This window comes from Mycobacterium heidelbergense (genome assembly GCF_050205645.1).
GTDB classification, from domain to species: Bacteria; Actinomycetota; Actinomycetes; order Mycobacteriales; family Mycobacteriaceae; genus Mycobacterium; species Mycobacterium heidelbergense_A.
In genome coordinates, this window is the sequence record NZ_JBNMQT010000011.1 from 133,922 (window position 1) to 150,260 (window position 16,339).

Here is a 16,339-nt window from a genome sequence, read left to right on the forward strand (position 1 = left end):
GAGATCCGATGTACGACAGGGACCAACTCTTCATCGACGGCAAGTGGCAAGCCCCGGAGTCCGACGACGTCATCGAGGTGGTATCTCCGCACACCGAGGCGGTCATCGGCCGCGCGGCCAGCGCGGGACCCGCGGACGTGAACCGGGCCGTCGAGGCGGCGCGGGCGGCCTTCGACGGCGGGCCGTGGCCACGCCTGCAGCCCGCCGAACGGATCGAGGCACTCACCAGGCTGGCCGGCATCTACAAGGAACGGCGTGCCGATATGGCCGCACTGATCTCCGCCGAGATCGGTGCCCCCATCAGCTTCGCCAAGATGGCGCAGGTCCGGCTGCCCCTGACCATGATCTCGGCATTCTGCGGCTTGGCCGGGACCTACGAATGGCAGCAGGTACGTCCGGGCTTGTACGGCAAGGACATTCGCGTCGTGAAGCGACCGGTGGGAGTCGTCGCCGCCGTTGTGCCGTGGAACATGCCGCAGTTCCTCACCGTCTGCAAGGTGGTGCCGGCGCTGTTGGCCGGCTGTTCGGTGGTGCTCAAGCCCGCGCCCGAGTCGGTGCTCGACGCGCAGCTACTCGCGGAAATGGTTGCGGCGGCGGACCTTCCGCCCGGCGTGCTGAACGTGGTGCCCGGCGGTCGGGAGGTCGGCGAAGTGCTCGTCGGCCATTCCGGTGTCGACAAGGTGTCGTTTACCGGATCCACGGCTGCCGGCCGACAGGTCGCCCTCGCCTGTGCGCAGGGGCTCAAGCGGGTGAGCCTCGAGCTGGGCGGCAAGTCGGCAGCCATCGTGCTCGATGACGCCGACCCGGCGGCCGTCGCGACCGGGATCCAGATGGCGAGCCTCGCCAACAGCGGCCAGGTGTGCAACGCGCTGAGCCGCATACTGGTGCCGCAGGCGCGCAAGGACGAGTTCGTCGACGCCTTGGCGGCAGGAATGGAGTCGATGACGGTGGGCGACCCGGCGGATCCCAACACCCAGCTCGGTCCACTCGTGGCGCGGCGCCAGCAGGAGCGCGTCCGGGGTTACATCGAATCCGGCAAGAGCGAAGGCGCGCGCTTGGTGACCGGCGGCGCCGACATGCCCGACGGCCTCGGCACCGGCTGGTACGTGCGGCCGACGTTGTTCAGCGATGCGAACAACGACATGCGGATCGCGCGCGAAGAAATCTTCGGCCCGGTGCTGACCGTCATCTCCTACCGCGACGAGGACGAGGCGATCAGGATCGCCAACGACTCCGAGTACGGGCTGGCCGGCTCGGTGTTCACCGCCGACGTCGACCGCGGATACGACGTGTCGGCCCGGGTGCGCTCCGGCACCTTCGGGGTCAATGAGGGCTACATCATGGACCCGGCGGCGCCGTTCGGCGGCGTGAAGAACAGCGGCTACGGCCGCGAACTCGGAACCGAGGGAATCGACAGTTACACTGTGAGCCAGTCGATTTCGGCCGCGGCAGCTAGTGCCTAGCCGGTGGCGCTGCGTAGGGCGGCGAATGTGTCGGCGACGGTTTCGGTCGGATCCCGATAGGTGATGCCGAGCTCGCGCTCGCTGGGCGAATCGTCGGAGGCCGGCATCTGCGTGTAGTACTGCATCCCCGCCGAGGTGAAGGGGGTGTCGAAGGGCAGATACCGGCCCGCCCGATCCAGCACCGCACCCGCTACCCGCAGCGCGGTGTCGGGAATCGGGACGGCAACCATTGGCGTGCCGGCGATTTGGCCGAGCATGTTCGCCAGCTCGGCCGCCGGAACCCGATGACCGCCCGCGGTGTAACGGCGCGGCCCGCGGCCCGGCTCCAAGAGCGCCGCGTGCAACGCCGCCAGATCGCGAACGTCGACGACCAACCATGCCGCGCTTCGCCCCGGGATCGCATGCATCTGCAACGCCGCCTTGACGCCCTCGCCCGCCTCGCCGAATTGGTCACCGACCGGCGGACCGAGAACCATTCCGGGATAGGTGATGTTCACCGGGGCCCCCGCGTCCTGCAGGCCGCGCGCGTAGATCTCAACTTGCGCCTTGGACGTCCCGTATCCGTCCGCCCCGCCGACCACCGGCAGGTCCGCCGTCAACATCTCCAGGCCGGGATGAAACAGCGCGGTGAAGCTCGACACGTGGACGATCGGATCCAGGCCGAGCTCGACGGACTGACCAAGGACGTTCTGGGCTCCCTGCATGTTCGTGGTCAGCATCTCGTTGGTTTGGCGCGGGTCGGTTGCCACCAGGGCGGCGCTGTGCACGACGGCGTCGCAGCCGCGCAACGCGTCGCGCACCGAGACCCGATCCGTGATGTCCCCGACGGCGAAGTCCGACACGTCGACGCCCAGCTTGGCGACCGAGGTCTGCAGCCGATCCGGATTTCGCACCAGGAACCGGATGGAATGTCCGGCGTCGGAGATCAGCTTGGCGGTCCAGCCGCCCACGAATCCGGTCCCGCCCGTGATCAGAACGTGCATCGTGCGATTCTCGCAACGGCCGTCGGTTTCGCAGGCGCCAGGGGTATTACAGATGACCGGCGGCGAAGTCCGCGGCTTGGTCCGTCATGCCGTTCACCCCGTACATGACATGCGCGGCGTTGTCATTGCCGGTACCGCAAATGGGGTCGCCCTGCGCGCACAATTCGAGGGTCTTGGGCTTGTACAGCGGGCCGATGGCGATCGGCGGCGCGCCATACTGCGCCAGCCATTGGTCGGAAGGTGTCCCGAACAGCGTGACCGCGGCGACGTGGTTGGCGATCTCCGGTGGCATCGGCTTCGGTACCAAGTCAGCGGGCACCCCAGGCGGTACGGCGGCCGAGGTCACGTAGCCGTCAACGGCAGCACCCTGGGAGTAGCCGCCCAGCACCTCCCTGGTCTTGGGGCAGTTCGCCGCCATGGACTGGACGTGAGCGCCGGCGTCGCGAATCCCGTCAATGACGGTCAGCGGAAAATCAGGATTGCCGAAATCGCTGCTGGCTGCGTAATTGACGGGATACACCCCGAGCGATCGCGCGCCGATCCGCCCGCGCAGGGCGTCGACGAATTGCTGCCCGATGTTGCCGACGCCCGGGGGTTCGCCGGTGCCGCGGGCGAACACGACCTCGACGTCGGGACACGGGTCGGCCGACGCCAAAGGGGCCGGCGGGCCGAGCAATGCGGAAGCGAACAGTAGTGCGCAGGCGACCACCACCCGGCGCACCCATTTGCTGGTCAAGTCCACGACCTCCACCCCTGGTATTCGATGCCAATCGCGGTAGGGATTGCCCCCGGCCTCGTTTTTCAACCGTCCGGTGCGCCCCGGGCTATGGCGTGGCTATTTCCGGAAGGCGTCCTTCACCTTCTCGCCGGCGTCCTTCAGGCTGGATTTGGCCTGGTCCGCGCGCCCTTCGGCTCGCGTGTCGTCATTCCCGGTCGCCTTGCCGATGGCCTCTTTGGCCCGGCCGCCCAAATCGTCGATCTTGTTCTTCAACTTGTCTTCGGTACTCATGCACTTTCGGCTACCCGCCCACGGCGACAGATAACGCGCCACGCGGCTTTCGACTGTCACCATGGAGGTTGTGAGCACCGCAATCGTGGTGGCCGTGGTGGCGACGCTGATGCTGTTGGGTATCAGCATGGTCGTCAATCAGCTGCTTCGGCTGAGGAAGTTTTTGCGGGAAGCGCCGCCCGACGTGGCGCCGGGCGCCGACGTGCGCGAACCCCCTGAGCAACCCCACTGCTAGCTTCATTCTCAATGTCGACTCTGCTGGTCACCGACGACGGCCTGCCACGCCACGTGTGCGGCGCCGCCGATCCGCATTTCGCGAACGTCGTCAAGTCGTTCGCCGAGCGCTTTCCCGGGCGGCGGCTAGGTGGGGGAGCCCTCTGCGTCTACATCGACGGCCGGCCCGTCGTCGACGTCTGGACGGGATGGTCGGACCGCGCGGGCACCGAGCCGTGGACCGCGGACACCGGTGCGATGGTGTTCTCGGCGACCAAGGGTGTCGCCTCGACGGTGGTTCACCGGCTGGCCGATCGCGGCCTGTTGTCGTACGACGAGCCGGTCGCCGAATACTGGCCCGAGTTCGCGGCCAACGGGAAAGCCGAGATCACGGTTCGCGACGTCTTGCGGCATCGATCCGGGTTGTCGCATCTGAGGGGCGTCACCAAGACAGAGTTGATGGATCACCTGCTCATGGAGCAGCGCCTGGCCGAGGCGCCCCTCGATCACCTGCGGGGCGTGCAGGCGTATCACGCGCTGACGTACGGCTGGCTGCTGTCCGGTCTGGCCCGCGCCGTCACCGGCAAAGGCATGCGGGAGTTGATCCGCCAGGAGGTCGCGCGGCCGCTCAACACCGACGGCCTGCACCTCGGCCGCCCGCCCGCCGGTTCGCCCACCAGCGCGGCGCAGATTCTGATGCCACAAGGCAAGTGGCGCATGCCGGTGCTCAAATTCGTCGCACCGCGGGTGGCCGGTCTGCCGTTCTCCGGGGCCCTCGGCGCGATGTATTTCCCCGGGGTCATATCGCTCGTGAAAGGGGACACCGCATTCCTGGACGGCGAGGTGCCCGCGGCCAACGGCGTGGTGACCGGGCGCGGCCTGGCCAAGATGTTCGCGGTACTCGCCAACGACGGCCGCATCGACGGCAAAAGGTACCTGTCCAAGGAGTTGGCGCGCGGCCTGGCGGGTCGGTCGCCGTTCAAGTGGCCGGACGCGAACATGGTGGTGCCCATGCCTTTTCATCTCGGCTACCACGAATCACCGGTGCCCGGATTGCTCAAGGGATTTGGTCACGTCGGCCTGGGCGGAACGCTGGGATGGGCCGACCCGGAGACCGGCAGCGCGTTCGCTTACGTCCACAACCGGCTGCTGACGCAACGGCTGTTCGACATGGGATCGTTCGCGGGCCTGGCCCGTCCCCTGCGCACCGCGATCGAGGCCGCCCGCCATCAGGGTCCGCTCGAGGTGCCGCAGCTGGGCGCGACCTACGCCAAACCCGCCCGGCGACGGGCGGACACGGCCGCGTCGGGGAGCGCGTAGCTTTTCGGCGCTAGGTCTTGACGAACCCGCGCGGGAGCGTCAGCGGTAGATCGGCGTAGGTGACGATGCCCGGCGCCGCGGCGACGACGGCGGGGATGGCGTTGATCGCGGGCACAGCGGTCATGATGTGCCCGAGGTCCATGAAATCGGCGATCGTCTCCGCCTGGAAATACGGCGGCGGCAGGAAGCCGACCTTGGTGGTGACCGTGGGCTGCCCGTCGACCTGCACCACCCAGCCGTCCTGTTCGATCTTCCAGTCGGGCTCGAGCGTCTGTCCTTTGCGCCACCGGACATTGAGGTCGATCACCGTCTTGCCGTCGACGATGCCCTGCCAGCTGATGTAGACGCCCGCCACGCATCCCGCTTCGATGGTCCAGGACGCCATTTCGAGATCGGCGGTGGTCTGGGCGAATTCGGCCACGCAGCGGACCTCGTCGAGCTCGACGCCGAGCGCGTCGCCCACCAGCTGGACCGCCTCGCCGAAAATCGCCGTCCCCTTGGCGGCCATCTGCTGCAGCTCGGGATGGTCGATCGGCTGGCCGAAGCCCACCGGCTTCTCGGTGTCGGGCGAGTCGTAGAACGTGGTGTCGGCGGCCTCGTTGACGGTGACCTTGTCGATCCGGTTGCACACCATCGCCGACACGATGGCCAGCAGTTCGGCGAAGCCCGGGCTCACGCCCGACCCGAAGAGCGACGAGCCGCCCTGCTCGCAGGCCTCCACCAGCCGATCGCGGTCGTCGCCGAGGTTGCGCCCGGTGATGAAGGACGCCGTCGTGACGACGTTGACGCCGGCCGACAGGATGCGGACCAGCTCGGCGACGTCGAACCACATCGGGTTGTAGACCACGCAGTCCGGCTTCAGGGCGAGCAGCGCGTCGACGTCGTTGGTCGCCGCGATCCCCAGCGGCGCGATGCCGACCAGTTCGCCGGCGTCTCGGCCGACCTTGTCCTTTGACCAGGCATAACACCCCACCAGCTCAAGGGTGGGGTTGTCGGCGATGGATTTCAGCGAGCTCTTGCCGACGTTTCCGGTGTTCCACTGAACGACGCGATAGGTGTTTGGCACTCGCTCAGCATAGGGAATCGACCCGAATCTTAGTAGGCCTTAGTAGGCGGATTCGGCGGCGAGGATCTCGGCCAGGAATGCGTCGTCGCCCGGGCGGTCCAGCCGCGCCCGCGCCCAGCGACGCACCCGCTCCCGTGTCTCGCGCGTCTCCGCCGCGACGTCGGCGCCGACGGTCACCGATGTTGCCGTCCAGTCGTGATCCCAGGCCGCCGACTCCGTGACCGGCCGCTGCTGGCCGTCGACCAACGGAAGGGCGGTGCGGCCATCGGCGTCCAGGACGCCGGTGCCGTTGATGGCCCCCGACCGCAGTCGCACCTCGATGCCGGCGGCCGGGTCCGGCCCGATGACGGCCGCGCGCACGATGGCGACCGGCGCCGCGCCGGCCGTCTCGACGACCCAGTCGACGGTGTCCTCGCCCGCGTCGAATATCGCGGGCGGAACCGCGCTCCAGTTGATCGATGCGACGCCGGTGGCGATCGCCGTGGCGGCCCCCGCGCCCGTGTCCGCACCGGCGGCCAGCGCGTAGTCGTCCTGATGCCTGCCGGGCATCGAGAGCTCGACGCTCGAATCATCAAGGGCGGCATGCAGTTCCGGCCACCCGATGCCATCGACGCCGGCGTCGTCGGCTACCCCGGCGCCGGCCCGGACCAGGTCGAGCACCCGCGGATCGTCACTTCCGGCGTGCATGAGCAGGGCCGCGGCGTGCGGCGCCAGCAGCTGGGCAACATCCGAATCCAGGGTGTCATCGGTGAAGAAGCCCTGCGCCCCGATGGTCAGCAGGGCGACCTCGACGTCGAGCAGCGCGCGGTCCAGCCCGGCGATGCCGTCCCGGCGACTGGCGGGCCACCAGCGCCGCAGCCAGTGTCCGAGGGCCAGCCGCCGCAGCGGGTCGACCGACTCGGGCACGACGTCGACACCGGTCAGCTCGACGCTGTGTGCTTGGTCGGTGGCGCCTTCAGTTGCTCCTAAGGCGGATGCCAGCGCGACGTGTCCGGATTCGCCGAGGACGCGCCAAAGCCAGTCGGCGCGCGCCAAATCGGTAAAGCTGATCTGTGCCGCGCCGGTGGGCTCGTCGACCGTCCAGGACAGCACGGCGCCACTGACTTCCAGCACCGCGGTCAGCGGCGTCTGTGCGATGGCGGGGCCGGTCCCCCAAAGACCGGAATCGGCAACCAATCTCATCCGGCCACCTGCAATTCCAGCATCGCCTTGATCCGTTGCCGGTGATCGAGGCTCACCGACCGCGCGACCCCCTCTAGTAAGGACCGCACCTCGTCGACGTCGTCGCAGGGCTCCTGCCAGACATCGCGGCCGTGCAGGCGGGCCCAAAGCCGGCTGAGGTACGGCTGCGCGTAGGCGGCGAGATCGTCGACGACCTGCCGTTGCCTTGGATGAATCGGGCCGCCCTCGGCGAGATAGCGCCTGGCGTGTAAGACGTATGCCTCCTTGCGCAGGCGGGCCTGGATCTGGGCGGCCAGCCCGTAGTGGCTTATGACGGTGGGGTCCAGTGGCGCCAGCTCGACCGCGACCTCGATGCCGGCCACCAACGTGGCCTGTTTATCCTCCGACAGCAACCCCCATGGCGCGCAGGCGCGGTCGACCTCCTCTTCGCACAGCAGCGGGACGTCGGGCAACGCGTCGCGATCCAGGGCGCGCCGCAACGTCGCGCGCACCCGGTCCACCACGCTGCGGTCCAGCGGGCGATCACTGTCGGAGCCGGCGGATATCTGCGGCTTTCGTTGCGGTGCAATCGAACTCAAGCCCAGCGCGACGATCGACCACGGTAGTTCGGCCGTCTCGGTTCGCGCCAGGGCGCCCAGGTTGTAAGGTGCGGGGTCGGCGATGACGGCCGACCACGCCCGTTGACGCGCGGCCGCGGCGCTGTGACCGGCCGCACGGCCGAGCGCGGTGCCGAGCTCGTCCCGGAAGGGACCGGTGGCGGTCGATGCGGCTGCTTCCGAGGCTTGCACGTCGCGCCAGCTGCGATCCAGCTGGCCGGTGAGCGTGGCCACGACGTCCGGGCTCGCCACGTATTGGCGCAACACCTCGATCGCGGTCCGGTCCCGGCCGAGGTGGATTTCGCTGAGTATCGCGGCCACCGTCTCCTGATCCTCCGGTGCCGGTGGCCCTTTCGTCACCGCGAGCTCGAAGCACACCGGGAAGTACAGCTCCTGGGCGTTTCCGGTGCGGATCCGCTGCCGGCGGCGCTCGAGTTTGAGAGCGTCGAACCATGCCGCGGCGGAACGCAATTGGGGAGCGCTTCCGACGATCAGTTCGTGCATGGCGGCGGCCGTCTCGGGATCGACGACGGGGTTCGAATACTGGGGGTTGGACCGCAGCCGCAGCACTAACGGGTCCACGACGCGTTTGACGGTGCGGCTCAACGGGCCGCCGTCGTCGCTGCTGAGCACCTCCACGCCGGGACCGATCGCGCGCCACGCCTTCTCGATCACCGACCTGCGCGGGTGGCCGACCGCGATGGCGGTCGCCACCTGCGAATCCGCACTCATCAGGACAGGATAGGGGCTTTCCGAAGATAGCGGCAGCGAAAAAGTTGGGTTCGGTAGCCGGTCGGCCGCGCGAACCTGGTCACATGAAGACGCTGACAATGCTGCTGTACACCGCTTTTCGCGGGCTCATCGTCTCTCGGCATCGGAATTCCCATGAACGCAGCGTCGGTGTCGGCACCGTGCGCGCGGTCGGGCCCCAGGTTTTCGTCGAGGTGGTGGCGGTGTCCGGGGAGACGTTCGTAGGCAAATTGGCATGTGGGGACGGCGATCCGGACTCCTCGATACTGCGTCCGGGCCTCGTCGTGCTGGTGGCGTTCGATCCCGCTGCCCGCGAAGAGCTTTCGCTGCCCGACGACGTCTTGGCCGTCCACTGTCAGCGTGCCCCATCGACGGCGAAACTGGCGAGCGCGGCCCAGTAGAGCGGACTGGCCGTGGTGTCGCCGTCGCGCCAGCGCCGCATCTGGTCCCGCTGCCACCGATTCACCGCGCACCCCGCGTCGACGGCCTCGTGCGCATCGTCGACGGCGATCACCGCATCGGACATCGGGTCGGTCCGGTCATCGACCGTGAACTGCCGGTAGGCCGCCGTGGTGGGCAGCGACCACAGCGTGGCGGTCACCAACTGTGCGCCACCCAGGATCACGGCGGCCACCAGGCCCGTCGCCTCGTCGAACTGATAATCGCCGCCGGATGCGCAGGCCAGCAGCGCCACCCGGGGTGGCATCGGCAGCCGCAACGCCATCAGATCCGATGCCGTCAGCGGGCGGTGGTCGCCGATGGCGTCGGCATCCCCGGGAGTGCCCGCGGTACAGGCCAGGTGCAGGGCGGCCCGATCGGCCTGGGCGGCATGGCCATCCGGCGAACTCGCGTGTCCGACGTACATCAGCCTGCTCGGGGATTGCGACAAGAGTTCGGCGAGCCACCGGCGGTCGGCGTCCTGGCGGCGGAACAGTTCCACCACCGCGTCGACCGTCGGCAGCACCGCGAGGCGTCCCATCAGCCCGGTGTAGTGCCGCGCCAACGCCGTCTCGGCCGACGGCCTGCCCAGGACCGACCCAAGCGCGGAGTCGGGGCGCTGACCGGGCACCCGGGGGTCGAGAACCAGCACCGGCGGAGCGTCTCGGCGGGCGTCCCACCCGGCCGGCGACCGCGGCGAGTGCACGATGTTCTGCGGCACCGCCATCAGCACGTCGACCATCTCCATCAGCCGGTACCCATCGGTGAGCTCGCCGATATCCGCCAGCTGCCAAGGGATTCGGGCGGCAACCCTGCCGCTGGCGGTGATGGCGTCCTGGCGGGCGCGGACGAGTTCTTCCTTGCTCGGCCCCGACTTCGGCAAGGCCAACAGGCCCCACGGGACGCGAGCCAGACGCGCGGTGGGCGACACGAACAGCACCGCGCGCGGACTTGCCACGCATTCCGTCAGCAGCTGCCACCCGGGTTCGGCGATGAGCAGCACGCCCAGGATGTACGCGAGCGTCAGCTCGGCCTGTGGGGTCGCGAACGGGCCGCAGGTCAGCGCCCGCTCGATGGCGTCTCGACGGGTCTGACCGTCGTGCGGCTCCGGCAACGCGTCGGCCAGCTCCTGCAGCGCCGCCAGCAGGATCGGTTCCTCCACCACCCAATTGACGGTTCTGGACGGCTGCCCGACGATCCGCAGACTGGCGTACGTGACGATCCCGAGATCCGCGAACCGCAGGACCAGAGTCGGCCGGTCCGTGTCACTCATGGCCAGGTCGACCAGGCGGGTTCGTCGGCGGTGACCGCACGGCCGTATCGCTGCAACGCCAGCGCGCGATAGTGACTCAGGATCGGGGCAGTGTCGGGCTGCATCTGAAGCGGCGGCAACGGGGCCAGGCGCGTCAGCGATGCGCCGCCGCGCGCCGGCGGGCCGGCGGCGGCCAGCGCTTCCCCGGCGTCGATCAGCAGGGAAGGGGCGGCCGCGGATGCCCATTCGCCGACTTTGGCCGCCTGGGGTGCGGCATTGAAAGTCCCTCGCGCGCTGTGGTATTCGACCAGCTCGCTGATCAGCGCTGTGTTCTCCCATTCCCAGGCAACGGCGAAGGCACCGGCCAAGATCGGCGCCGAGACGTTGGTGGCCCAGCGTGATCTCGCGTCGGCGTCGGCAATCGAGTACCGCACCGAGTCGACCGCCAACGCGGCCGGCACCTTGAGCTCGGCGGCCTGTTCGAGTTTGGTCATCGCACGCCAATACTCGGGGGTGCCCACTTCACCGCGCAGGATGCCGAGCCCTTCGGCCTGCCGCGCCTCGGTTTCCTGCAGCGTCTCGTCGGGGTCCCCCGAACTGTCGAAACCCAGATCCGCCAATGCGTCAGCGCGCCAAACGGTCCCGAGGTGGTTGTCGAGCTGCGCGTACTGCAGCCAACTGCTGCGCGGCGACGAGTCCAGCAGCTCGCGAGCCTGGGCGATCATCTCGACGGCGTCCGCGAAGCGGCTCCAGAAGATGGCTATCCAGCTGCGCTGCAACAGGATCCGATGCAGGTACAGTGGCTTGCCCAGTTCACGCCACCGCCGCTCGGCGTGTCCCCAGCATTCGTCGGCCGCTTCCAATGCGCCGGAGGCCAGCCGGGTGAGTCCCAGGTACAGCCAGCACCGCGCCTCGTCGTGCGCTCGGGCGTATCGCGCGAGGACGGGCTGGGCCTCCGAGACCAGTTGTTCGGTGGTGGCGTGGTCGGCCGCCGACCAGCATGCCGCTGCACGCTCCAATTGTGTTCTGGCCGTGGCTAATTCCCATCCACGCGCCTGCGCGCGGGCTCCCGCGCGACGCAGCCACGGCTGCGCCTCCGACAACCGCCCGGTTTCCACGCAGAACCTGCCGTATCCGATAGCCGCATCGATCCGGAGACGGTCCCCGGCCTGGCTGTCACCGCCCAGGTGATCCGGATCCGCTATGGCGCCGAGCACGCGCTCCCACAAGGGAAGCGACTCGACATGCAGGTCGTCGTCGCAGAGCGCGGTCGCGCACAGGAGTTGCGCATGGGTGAGCAGGTAGGCGTGTTCGTCGGCGAGGTCGGTGAAATCGTTGTTCGAATCGCCCAACGCCGCCAGCTCCTTGGCGGCGCCTTCGTGATCGCCGAGCGCCGCGGTCAGGCCCGTCTGCAGGAATTGGGCGCGCCGCGAGTACCGACGGAGCATGCGCGCCACCTCGGCGGTGGGTGCCCCCGCTTGGGCGGAATAGGCGGCCACACAGTCGCGGATACGCCGAATCGACTCGCGGACGCCATCATTCGAGCCGCGCGCCAGGTAGATCTCGCCCAGCTGTGCGAACGCCTCGAGCGCGAGATCGTCGCGATCCTCCCGCTCGATGGCGGGCATCAAGGACAGCAGCAGATCCCGCGCCGCGGCCTCGTCGGCCGCGAACGCCAGCTGGCGTGCGCGCTGCAACTCGGCCGGGATCGACACGGCTGCATCATAAGTCCTGGCGGCGCAAACCCGGAGCGGCGGACGTGTGATCCAGCCACGTCCGCCGCCCGGAGTTCGACCGATCAACCGCAGGTCACCTTGATGCTGAAGTCCTTGGTGACCATGCCGGCCATCGGGTTCTTCAAATCGGCGCCCTGCGCCTGGCCCGTGATGGTGTAGGTCTTACCGTCCACCGCCACGTTGGCCGAGCCGACCTTGGCGCCCATGCCGTTGCTGACCGACAGCGCGTTGCCGTCGACAACAAGGGCCAACGACTCGACCTTGGGCGTGGCCTCGTCGGTCATCACGACCGCCAGCGCCTGCTGGCCACCGCCGGTGGACCCGCTGCCGATGTCGATCTTGCCGCCGGTTTTGACGCAGGTCACCGAGGACGGGTTCAGTCCCGCGAGGTCGCTGCCGCCCACCTTGACCTGCGCGCCGGTGCCGGTGGAGGCACTGGGCGCCGCGCTCGACGCCGGGCTGGCTGAGTGGCCGCCGCTCGAGCAGCCCACCAGCGCTGACGCGACGCCGAGGGTTCCAATCGCTCCCACGAGAAGACGTTTCACTGCATTTCCTTCCTTCATGCGCCGCCCCGTTGGCGTCGTCATGGGAGGAGTACAGAACGCCCGATTTGCTACCGATCCCAATTTTTCGGTGCACCCGGTAGGCTGCGTCGACGTGGCCCCAGGAAGGGAGGCAGCCGTTGCCGAAGGTGAAATGGCTGGGAAAGCCTGAGGCCCATGACTTTCCGGCCGCGGCCGACTACCTCGCCTTGCTCGCCGACCCGCACACCGTCGAAGAGCTGACCTATAGCCTGCAGACCTCGGACGTAGTGCACAAGAAGGCCAAAGACATACTGCGGGCCGCTCAGCTGAGCCTGTTGCCGGTTGACAATCCCCACGTCGCGTCCGATCTATCCAAGATCAAAAAGGGTGAACCGTTGTCGCCCATCCTGCTGGTCCGCGGCGACTTCGCCACCGGCGTTCCGTTACAGATCGCCGACGGCTACCACCGCGTCTGCGCGAGCTATCACACCGACGAGAACACCGACATTCCCGTCGTCATAGTCGGCCGGCCGCAGTGATCGAGATCCAGACCGTCGGGACGGTTCGGGTGTTGGCCCTGTCGTCGGGCCGGGTCAACGCCCTCGATGTCGAGCTGCTGGAGGGGCTGAGCGACGCCGTCGGCGAGCTGCAGGATTCGGGCGGCGGCCCGCTCGTCGTCACCGGGGCGGGCCGGGTGTTCTGCGCCGGGGTCGACCTCAACCGCGTCCTGCAGGGCGGCGCCGACTACGCGGATCGGTTGATCCCCGCGCTGTCCGACGCGTTCGTCGCGCTGTTCGGCTACCCCGGGCCGACCGTCGCCGCGATCAACGGCGCCGCGATCGCGGGCGGATGTGTGCTGGCGTGTGCCTGCGATCGCCGGTTGATCGGCCCGGACGCGCAGATCGGGGCGACCGAGGTCCGCGTCGGGGTGCCGTTTCCCGTCGCCGCGCTCGAGGTCATACGTCACGCCTGCGGCGATCACGCCGAGGAAGTGCTGCTTGGCGGCGGCCTCTATCGCGCCGACGACGCTGTCGCCAGTGGGCTCGCCCACCGCGTCGTCGCCGACGATCTCGTTGGGGCGGCCGTGGCGGAGGCGTCGGACCTGGGTGAGATCTCGCCCTACGCCTATCGCCACACCAAAGGCCAGCTCAGAGCGCCTGTTCTGGCGCGGATCGGCGAGGCCGGCGATATCGACCGCGAGGTGCGTGAGCTGTGGGGTGCCGAGCAGACCCGGCAGCGCATCGCCGACTCGCTCGAGCGCCTACGGCGCCGCTGAATTATTCGTCGTCGACCGCGACGCCGCCGCGGGTGCGCCGGCGGCGCATGCGGTGGGTGCCCTTGCCGGTGGGGCGGCGATTGCGCAGCCCGCCCGCGGGCTCTTCGGCGGCGGGCTCCTCGGTGGCAGGCTCTTCGCTGGCTGGCTCTTCGGCTTTTTCGGTTGCGGCGGGCTCTTCGGTGGGAGCTTCAGCCTCTTCAGCTTCTTCGGCTTTGGCGGTTTCTTCGGTTTCCGCGACCGGCTCGACCGTCTCGGCTGCTTCGGTCTCGGCTTCCTCGGCTTCCTCGGCCTCTTCGGTTTCTTCGTCGGCCTCGGACTCTGCTGCCTCGGTGCCCTCGGCGGCTTCGTCGGCCTCCTCGTCCTTCTTGCCACGACGCTTCTTGGGCTTCTTCGCCTTGATGGGTTTCGGCGGTGGCGGCGGCAACTCGGCGACGAACGACAGGTAGAAGCCGAAAATTCCGAGCAGGCCGATCGCGGCGGCGGCGCCGTAGATGCCGAACAGGTACCGCCCGGCGGAGTCCAGGCTGAGCCAGATCTCGCTGATCGCGGTTCCGACGATCAGCACGCCCGCCAGCACGTGGGCCACGATCGACCAGACCCGCATGGACAGCGCCAGCTGCGGGGTGCCCAGCTCCGGCTTGCGGGTGCGCAGCAGGGTAAACACCACGGGCAGCGCGGCCAGCCCGATAAGCGCGCCCGACGCGATGCGGCCCGCCATCCCCAGTCCGCGCGTCATCTCGCCCGTCAGCTCGTACCAGCGGGGCAGCACGCAGAAGAAATAGAGGACGCCGGCACCGATCGAAAACAACAAGTGCCACGGTATGGCGACCTTGCGCCCCATACGCCTCCTCATGCTGATGGTCAGTCCTCGGCCGCACCGGGGACTAGCTGGCGGAGGATGCGGGATTTGAACCCGCGAGGGCTGTTAACCCAACCCGCGTTCCAGGCGAGCGCCATAGGCCACTAGGCGAATCCTCCGTGGCCATGGTAGCCGAGTGCTCTACGGCCGCCGCCGGTTGCACGCGGGTTACTCCGGGCCAGGTATTACACTCGCGATGGACCCCGCGCGGCGTCTATCCTGTGAACTCCCCCAGGGCCGGAAGGCAGCAAGGGTCAATGGGCTCTGTCGGGTGCGCGGGGTCCCCTCATGACCCCGAAGCTCGTGCGATCAGCGAAAGGTCCCCTGGTGGCGTTCGATTCCCTCAGCCATGACGAGCTAGCGGCCTTGCACGCACGCCACCAGCAGCAGTATGCGGAGCTGCAGGCCATGAAGCTGTCTCTGAACCTCACCCGCGGCAAGCCGTCCGAAGAACAGCTGGACCTGTCCAACCGGCTGCTGACCCTGCCTGGAGAGGACGACTACCGCGACGAGGAGGGCACCGACACCCGCAACTACCTCGGCCAGCACGGGCTGCCGGAATTGCGGGCGATATTCGGCGAGCTGCTCGGCATTCCGGTGCCCAACCTGATCGCGGGCAACAACTCCAGCCTGGAGCTGATGCACGACATCGTCGTCTTCTCGTTGCTGCACGGCGGCGTGGACTCGCCACGTCCGTGGAAGGACGAGCCGAGCGTCAAGTTCCTGTGTCCCGTCCCCGGCTACGACCGGCACCACAACCTCACCGAGACCATGGGCATCGAGATGATTCCGATCCCGATGCTGCCCGACGGTCCAGACATGGACCTCATCGAAGAACTGGTCGCCGTGGACCCGGCAATCAAGGGGATGTGGGCGGTACCGGTCTTCGCCAACCCGACCGGCGTCACCTATTCGTGGGAAACGGCTCGCCGACTGATCCAGATGCGGACCGCCGCGCCCGACTTCCGGCTGTTCTGGGACAACGCGTACGCGGTCCACACCCTGACGCACGACTTCGTCCGCCAGGTCGACGTTCTCGGGCTGGCGGCCAAGGCCGGTAACCCGCACCGGCCCTATGTGTTCGCGTCGACCTCGAAGATCACCTTCGCCGGCGCCGGCGTCAGCTTCCTGGGCGGATCGTTGGGCAACATCGCCTGGTACCTGCAGTACGCGGGGAAGAAGTCGATCGGACCGGACAAGGTCAACCAGCTGCGGCATCTGCGCTTCTTCGGCGATGCCGACGGGGTCCGCCTGCAGATGATGCGGCACCAGCAGATCCTGGCGCCGAAGTTCGCCTTGGCGGCCGAAATCCTGGATCAGCGGCTGAGCGAATCCAAGATCGCCTCGTGGACCGAACCCAAGGGCGGTTACTTCATCAGCCTCGACGTGTGGCCCGGCACGGCGCGGCGCACCGTCGCCCTGGCCAAGGACGCCGGCATCGCGGTCACCGAGGCGGGCGCGTCCTTCCCGTATCGGAAAGACCCGGACGACAAGAACATCCGCGTCGCGCCGACCTTCCCGTCGATACCGGACCTGCGTGCCGCCGTTGACGGGCTGGCGACCTGCGCGCTGCTGGCGGCCTCGGAGTCGATGCTGAACCTGGCCCCGTCCGCGTCGAGTGTGCGCTGACGGCCAGTCGGGCCCGAGTCACCGGGCGTCGGTAGCCTGCTGA

The 16,339-nt window shown here is 68.5% G+C and carries 17 protein-coding genes, 1 tRNA gene and 1 other RNA gene; 8 read left to right on the forward strand and 11 right to left on the reverse strand.

The window, feature by feature from the left end; genetic code table 11:
- The first annotated feature begins 8 nt into the window (after positions 1 to 8).
- A complete protein-coding gene (locus tag ACQI5H_RS14960) occupies positions 9 to 1,463 on the forward strand; it encodes an aldehyde dehydrogenase (protein ID WP_427080131.1) in 1,455 nt (484 codons plus the stop codon).
- On the opposite strand, the gene ACQI5H_RS14965 is transcribed toward ACQI5H_RS14960, so the two are convergent.
- From ACQI5H_RS14965 to ACQI5H_RS14975, 3 genes are all read right to left on the reverse strand, one after another.
- The gene (locus ACQI5H_RS14965; protein ID WP_427080132.1) at positions 1,460 to 2,446 is read right to left on the reverse strand and encodes an NAD-dependent epimerase/dehydratase family protein; all 987 of its coding nucleotides are present in this window, start codon (positions 2,444 to 2,446) and stop codon (positions 1,460 to 1,462) included. The genes ACQI5H_RS14960 and ACQI5H_RS14965 overlap by 4 nt on opposite strands.
- Before the next feature lie 46 nt (positions 2,447 to 2,492).
- Positions 2,493 to 3,182 (reverse strand): cutinase family protein, encoded by a 690-nt coding sequence (locus tag ACQI5H_RS14970; protein WP_427080196.1) that lies wholly within the window; start codon positions 3,180 to 3,182, stop codon positions 2,493 to 2,495.
- Between the two features lie 99 nt (positions 3,183 to 3,281).
- A complete protein-coding gene (locus tag ACQI5H_RS14975; RefSeq protein WP_076125229.1) occupies positions 3,282 to 3,455 on the reverse strand; it encodes a CsbD family protein in 174 nt (57 codons plus the stop codon).
- Between the two features lie 70 nt (positions 3,456 to 3,525).
- Between ACQI5H_RS14975 and ACQI5H_RS14980 the strand changes: the two genes are divergently transcribed.
- The gene (locus ACQI5H_RS14980) at positions 3,526 to 3,690 is read left to right on the forward strand and encodes a hypothetical protein (protein ID WP_427080198.1); all 165 of its coding nucleotides are present in this window, start codon (positions 3,526 to 3,528) and stop codon (positions 3,688 to 3,690) included.
- A gap of 11 nt (positions 3,691 to 3,701) precedes the next feature.
- Positions 3,702 to 4,988 carry a serine hydrolase domain-containing protein gene (locus ACQI5H_RS14985; RefSeq protein WP_427080133.1) on the forward strand — a complete coding sequence of 429 codons (1,287 nt, stop codon included), beginning with the start codon at positions 3,702 to 3,704 and terminating at the stop codon, positions 4,986 to 4,988.
- A gap of 10 nt (positions 4,989 to 4,998) precedes the next feature.
- Here ACQI5H_RS14985 and ACQI5H_RS14990 read toward each other — a convergent pair whose 3' ends face one another.
- The 3 genes from ACQI5H_RS14990 to ACQI5H_RS15000 are packed head-to-tail and all read right to left on the reverse strand — an operon-like array spanning position 4,999 to position 8,564.
- A complete protein-coding gene (locus ACQI5H_RS14990) occupies positions 4,999 to 6,054 on the reverse strand; it encodes a dihydrodipicolinate reductase (protein ID WP_427080134.1) in 1,056 nt (351 codons plus the stop codon).
- 39 nt (positions 6,055 to 6,093) lie between these two features.
- The gene (locus ACQI5H_RS14995; RefSeq protein ID WP_427080135.1) at positions 6,094 to 7,236 is read right to left on the reverse strand and encodes a hypothetical protein; all 1,143 of its coding nucleotides are present in this window, start codon (positions 7,234 to 7,236) and stop codon (positions 6,094 to 6,096) included.
- Positions 7,233 to 8,564, reverse strand: coding sequence for a hypothetical protein (locus ACQI5H_RS15000; RefSeq protein ID WP_427080136.1), 1,332 nt, complete (start codon positions 8,562 to 8,564; stop codon positions 7,233 to 7,235). Before ACQI5H_RS15000 ends, ACQI5H_RS14995 begins: the two co-directional genes overlap by 4 nt.
- 44 nt (positions 8,565 to 8,608) lie before the next feature.
- Between ACQI5H_RS15000 and ACQI5H_RS15005 the strand changes: the two genes are divergently transcribed.
- Complete coding sequence (locus ACQI5H_RS15005) at positions 8,609 to 8,983, forward strand: hypothetical protein (protein ID WP_427080137.1); 375 nt, start codon at positions 8,609 to 8,611, stop codon at positions 8,981 to 8,983.
- Here the strand turns inward: ACQI5H_RS15005 and ACQI5H_RS15010 are convergent.
- The 3 genes from ACQI5H_RS15010 to ACQI5H_RS15020 all read right to left on the reverse strand — a co-directional run bounded on the left by ACQI5H_RS15010 (position 8,938) and on the right by ACQI5H_RS15020 (position 12,571).
- Entirely contained in the window at positions 8,938 to 10,293 is a 1,356-nt protein-coding gene (locus tag ACQI5H_RS15010; protein WP_427080138.1) for a CHAT domain-containing protein, read from the reverse strand. The two genes, ACQI5H_RS15005 and ACQI5H_RS15010, sit on opposite strands and share 46 nt — an antisense overlap.
- Positions 10,290 to 11,987, reverse strand: coding sequence for a hypothetical protein (locus ACQI5H_RS15015; protein ID WP_427080139.1), 1,698 nt, complete (start codon positions 11,985 to 11,987; stop codon positions 10,290 to 10,292). Before ACQI5H_RS15015 ends, ACQI5H_RS15010 begins: the two co-directional genes overlap by 4 nt.
- An 83-nt stretch (positions 11,988 to 12,070) precedes the next feature.
- The gene (locus tag ACQI5H_RS15020) at positions 12,071 to 12,571 is read right to left on the reverse strand and encodes a lipoprotein LpqH (protein WP_427080197.1); all 501 of its coding nucleotides are present in this window, start codon (positions 12,569 to 12,571) and stop codon (positions 12,071 to 12,073) included.
- A 119-nt stretch (positions 12,572 to 12,690) separates the two neighbouring features.
- Between ACQI5H_RS15020 and ACQI5H_RS15025 the strand changes: the two genes are divergently transcribed.
- Both ACQI5H_RS15025 and ACQI5H_RS15030 read left to right on the forward strand, forming a co-directional pair.
- Entirely contained in the window at positions 12,691 to 13,071 is a 381-nt protein-coding gene (locus ACQI5H_RS15025; RefSeq protein ID WP_076059465.1) for a hypothetical protein, read from the forward strand.
- Positions 13,068 to 13,808 (forward strand): enoyl-CoA hydratase/isomerase family protein, encoded by a 741-nt coding sequence (locus tag ACQI5H_RS15030; protein WP_427080140.1) that lies wholly within the window; start codon positions 13,068 to 13,070, stop codon positions 13,806 to 13,808. The genes ACQI5H_RS15025 and ACQI5H_RS15030 overlap by 4 nt, the downstream gene beginning before the upstream one ends.
- Position 13,809: 1 nt before the next feature.
- On the opposite strand, the gene ACQI5H_RS15035 is transcribed toward ACQI5H_RS15030, so the two are convergent.
- Together ACQI5H_RS15035 and ACQI5H_RS15040 are read right to left on the reverse strand one after the other, a co-directional pair.
- Positions 13,810 to 14,649 (reverse strand): hypothetical protein, encoded by an 840-nt coding sequence (locus ACQI5H_RS15035; protein WP_427080141.1) that lies wholly within the window; start codon positions 14,647 to 14,649, stop codon positions 13,810 to 13,812.
- Between the two features lie 48 nt (positions 14,650 to 14,697).
- Positions 14,698 to 14,786 (reverse strand) — tRNA-Ser (locus ACQI5H_RS15040).
- Between the two features lie 76 nt (positions 14,787 to 14,862).
- Here ACQI5H_RS15040 and ffs point away from each other — a divergent pair.
- An RNA gene (gene ffs / locus ACQI5H_RS15045) (signal recognition particle sRNA small type) lies at positions 14,863 to 14,957 on the forward strand.
- A 37-nt stretch (positions 14,958 to 14,994) separates the two neighbouring features.
- Positions 14,995 to 16,296, forward strand: coding sequence for an aminotransferase class I/II-fold pyridoxal phosphate-dependent enzyme (locus tag ACQI5H_RS15050; protein ID WP_427080142.1), 1,302 nt, complete (start codon positions 14,995 to 14,997; stop codon positions 16,294 to 16,296).
- Positions 16,297 to 16,339: the final 43 nt, after the last annotated feature.

Excerpts from the sequence above, each read along its gene's own strand:
- ACQI5H_RS14985 (WP_427080133.1), top strand. The coding sequence starts at position 3,702 with ATGTCGACTCTGCTGGTCACCGACGACGGCCTGCCACGCCACGTGTGC.
- ACQI5H_RS15000 (WP_427080136.1), bottom strand. The coding sequence starts at position 8,564 with ATGAGTGCGGATTCGCAGGTGGCGACCGCCATCGCGGTCGGCCACCCG.
- ACQI5H_RS15010 (WP_427080138.1), bottom strand. The coding sequence starts at position 10,293 with ATGAGTGACACGGACCGGCCGACTCTGGTCCTGCGGTTCGCGGATCTC.
- ACQI5H_RS14965 (WP_427080132.1), bottom strand. The coding sequence starts at position 2,446 with ATGCACGTTCTGATCACGGGCGGGACCGGATTCGTGGGCGGCTGGACC.
- ACQI5H_RS15035 (WP_427080141.1), bottom strand. The coding sequence starts at position 14,649 with ATGGGGCGCAAGGTCGCCATACCGTGGCACTTGTTGTTTTCGATCGGT.
- ACQI5H_RS14995 (WP_427080135.1), bottom strand. The coding sequence starts at position 7,236 with ATGAGATTGGTTGCCGATTCCGGTCTTTGGGGGACCGGCCCCGCCATC.
- ACQI5H_RS14960 (WP_427080131.1), top strand. The coding sequence starts at position 9 with ATGTACGACAGGGACCAACTCTTCATCGACGGCAAGTGGCAAGCCCCG.
- ACQI5H_RS14975 (WP_076125229.1), bottom strand. The coding sequence starts at position 3,455 with ATGAGTACCGAAGACAAGTTGAAGAACAAGATCGACGATTTGGGCGGC.
- ACQI5H_RS15020 (WP_427080197.1), bottom strand. The coding sequence starts at position 12,571 with ATGAAGGAAGGAAATGCAGTGAAACGTCTTCTCGTGGGAGCGATTGGA.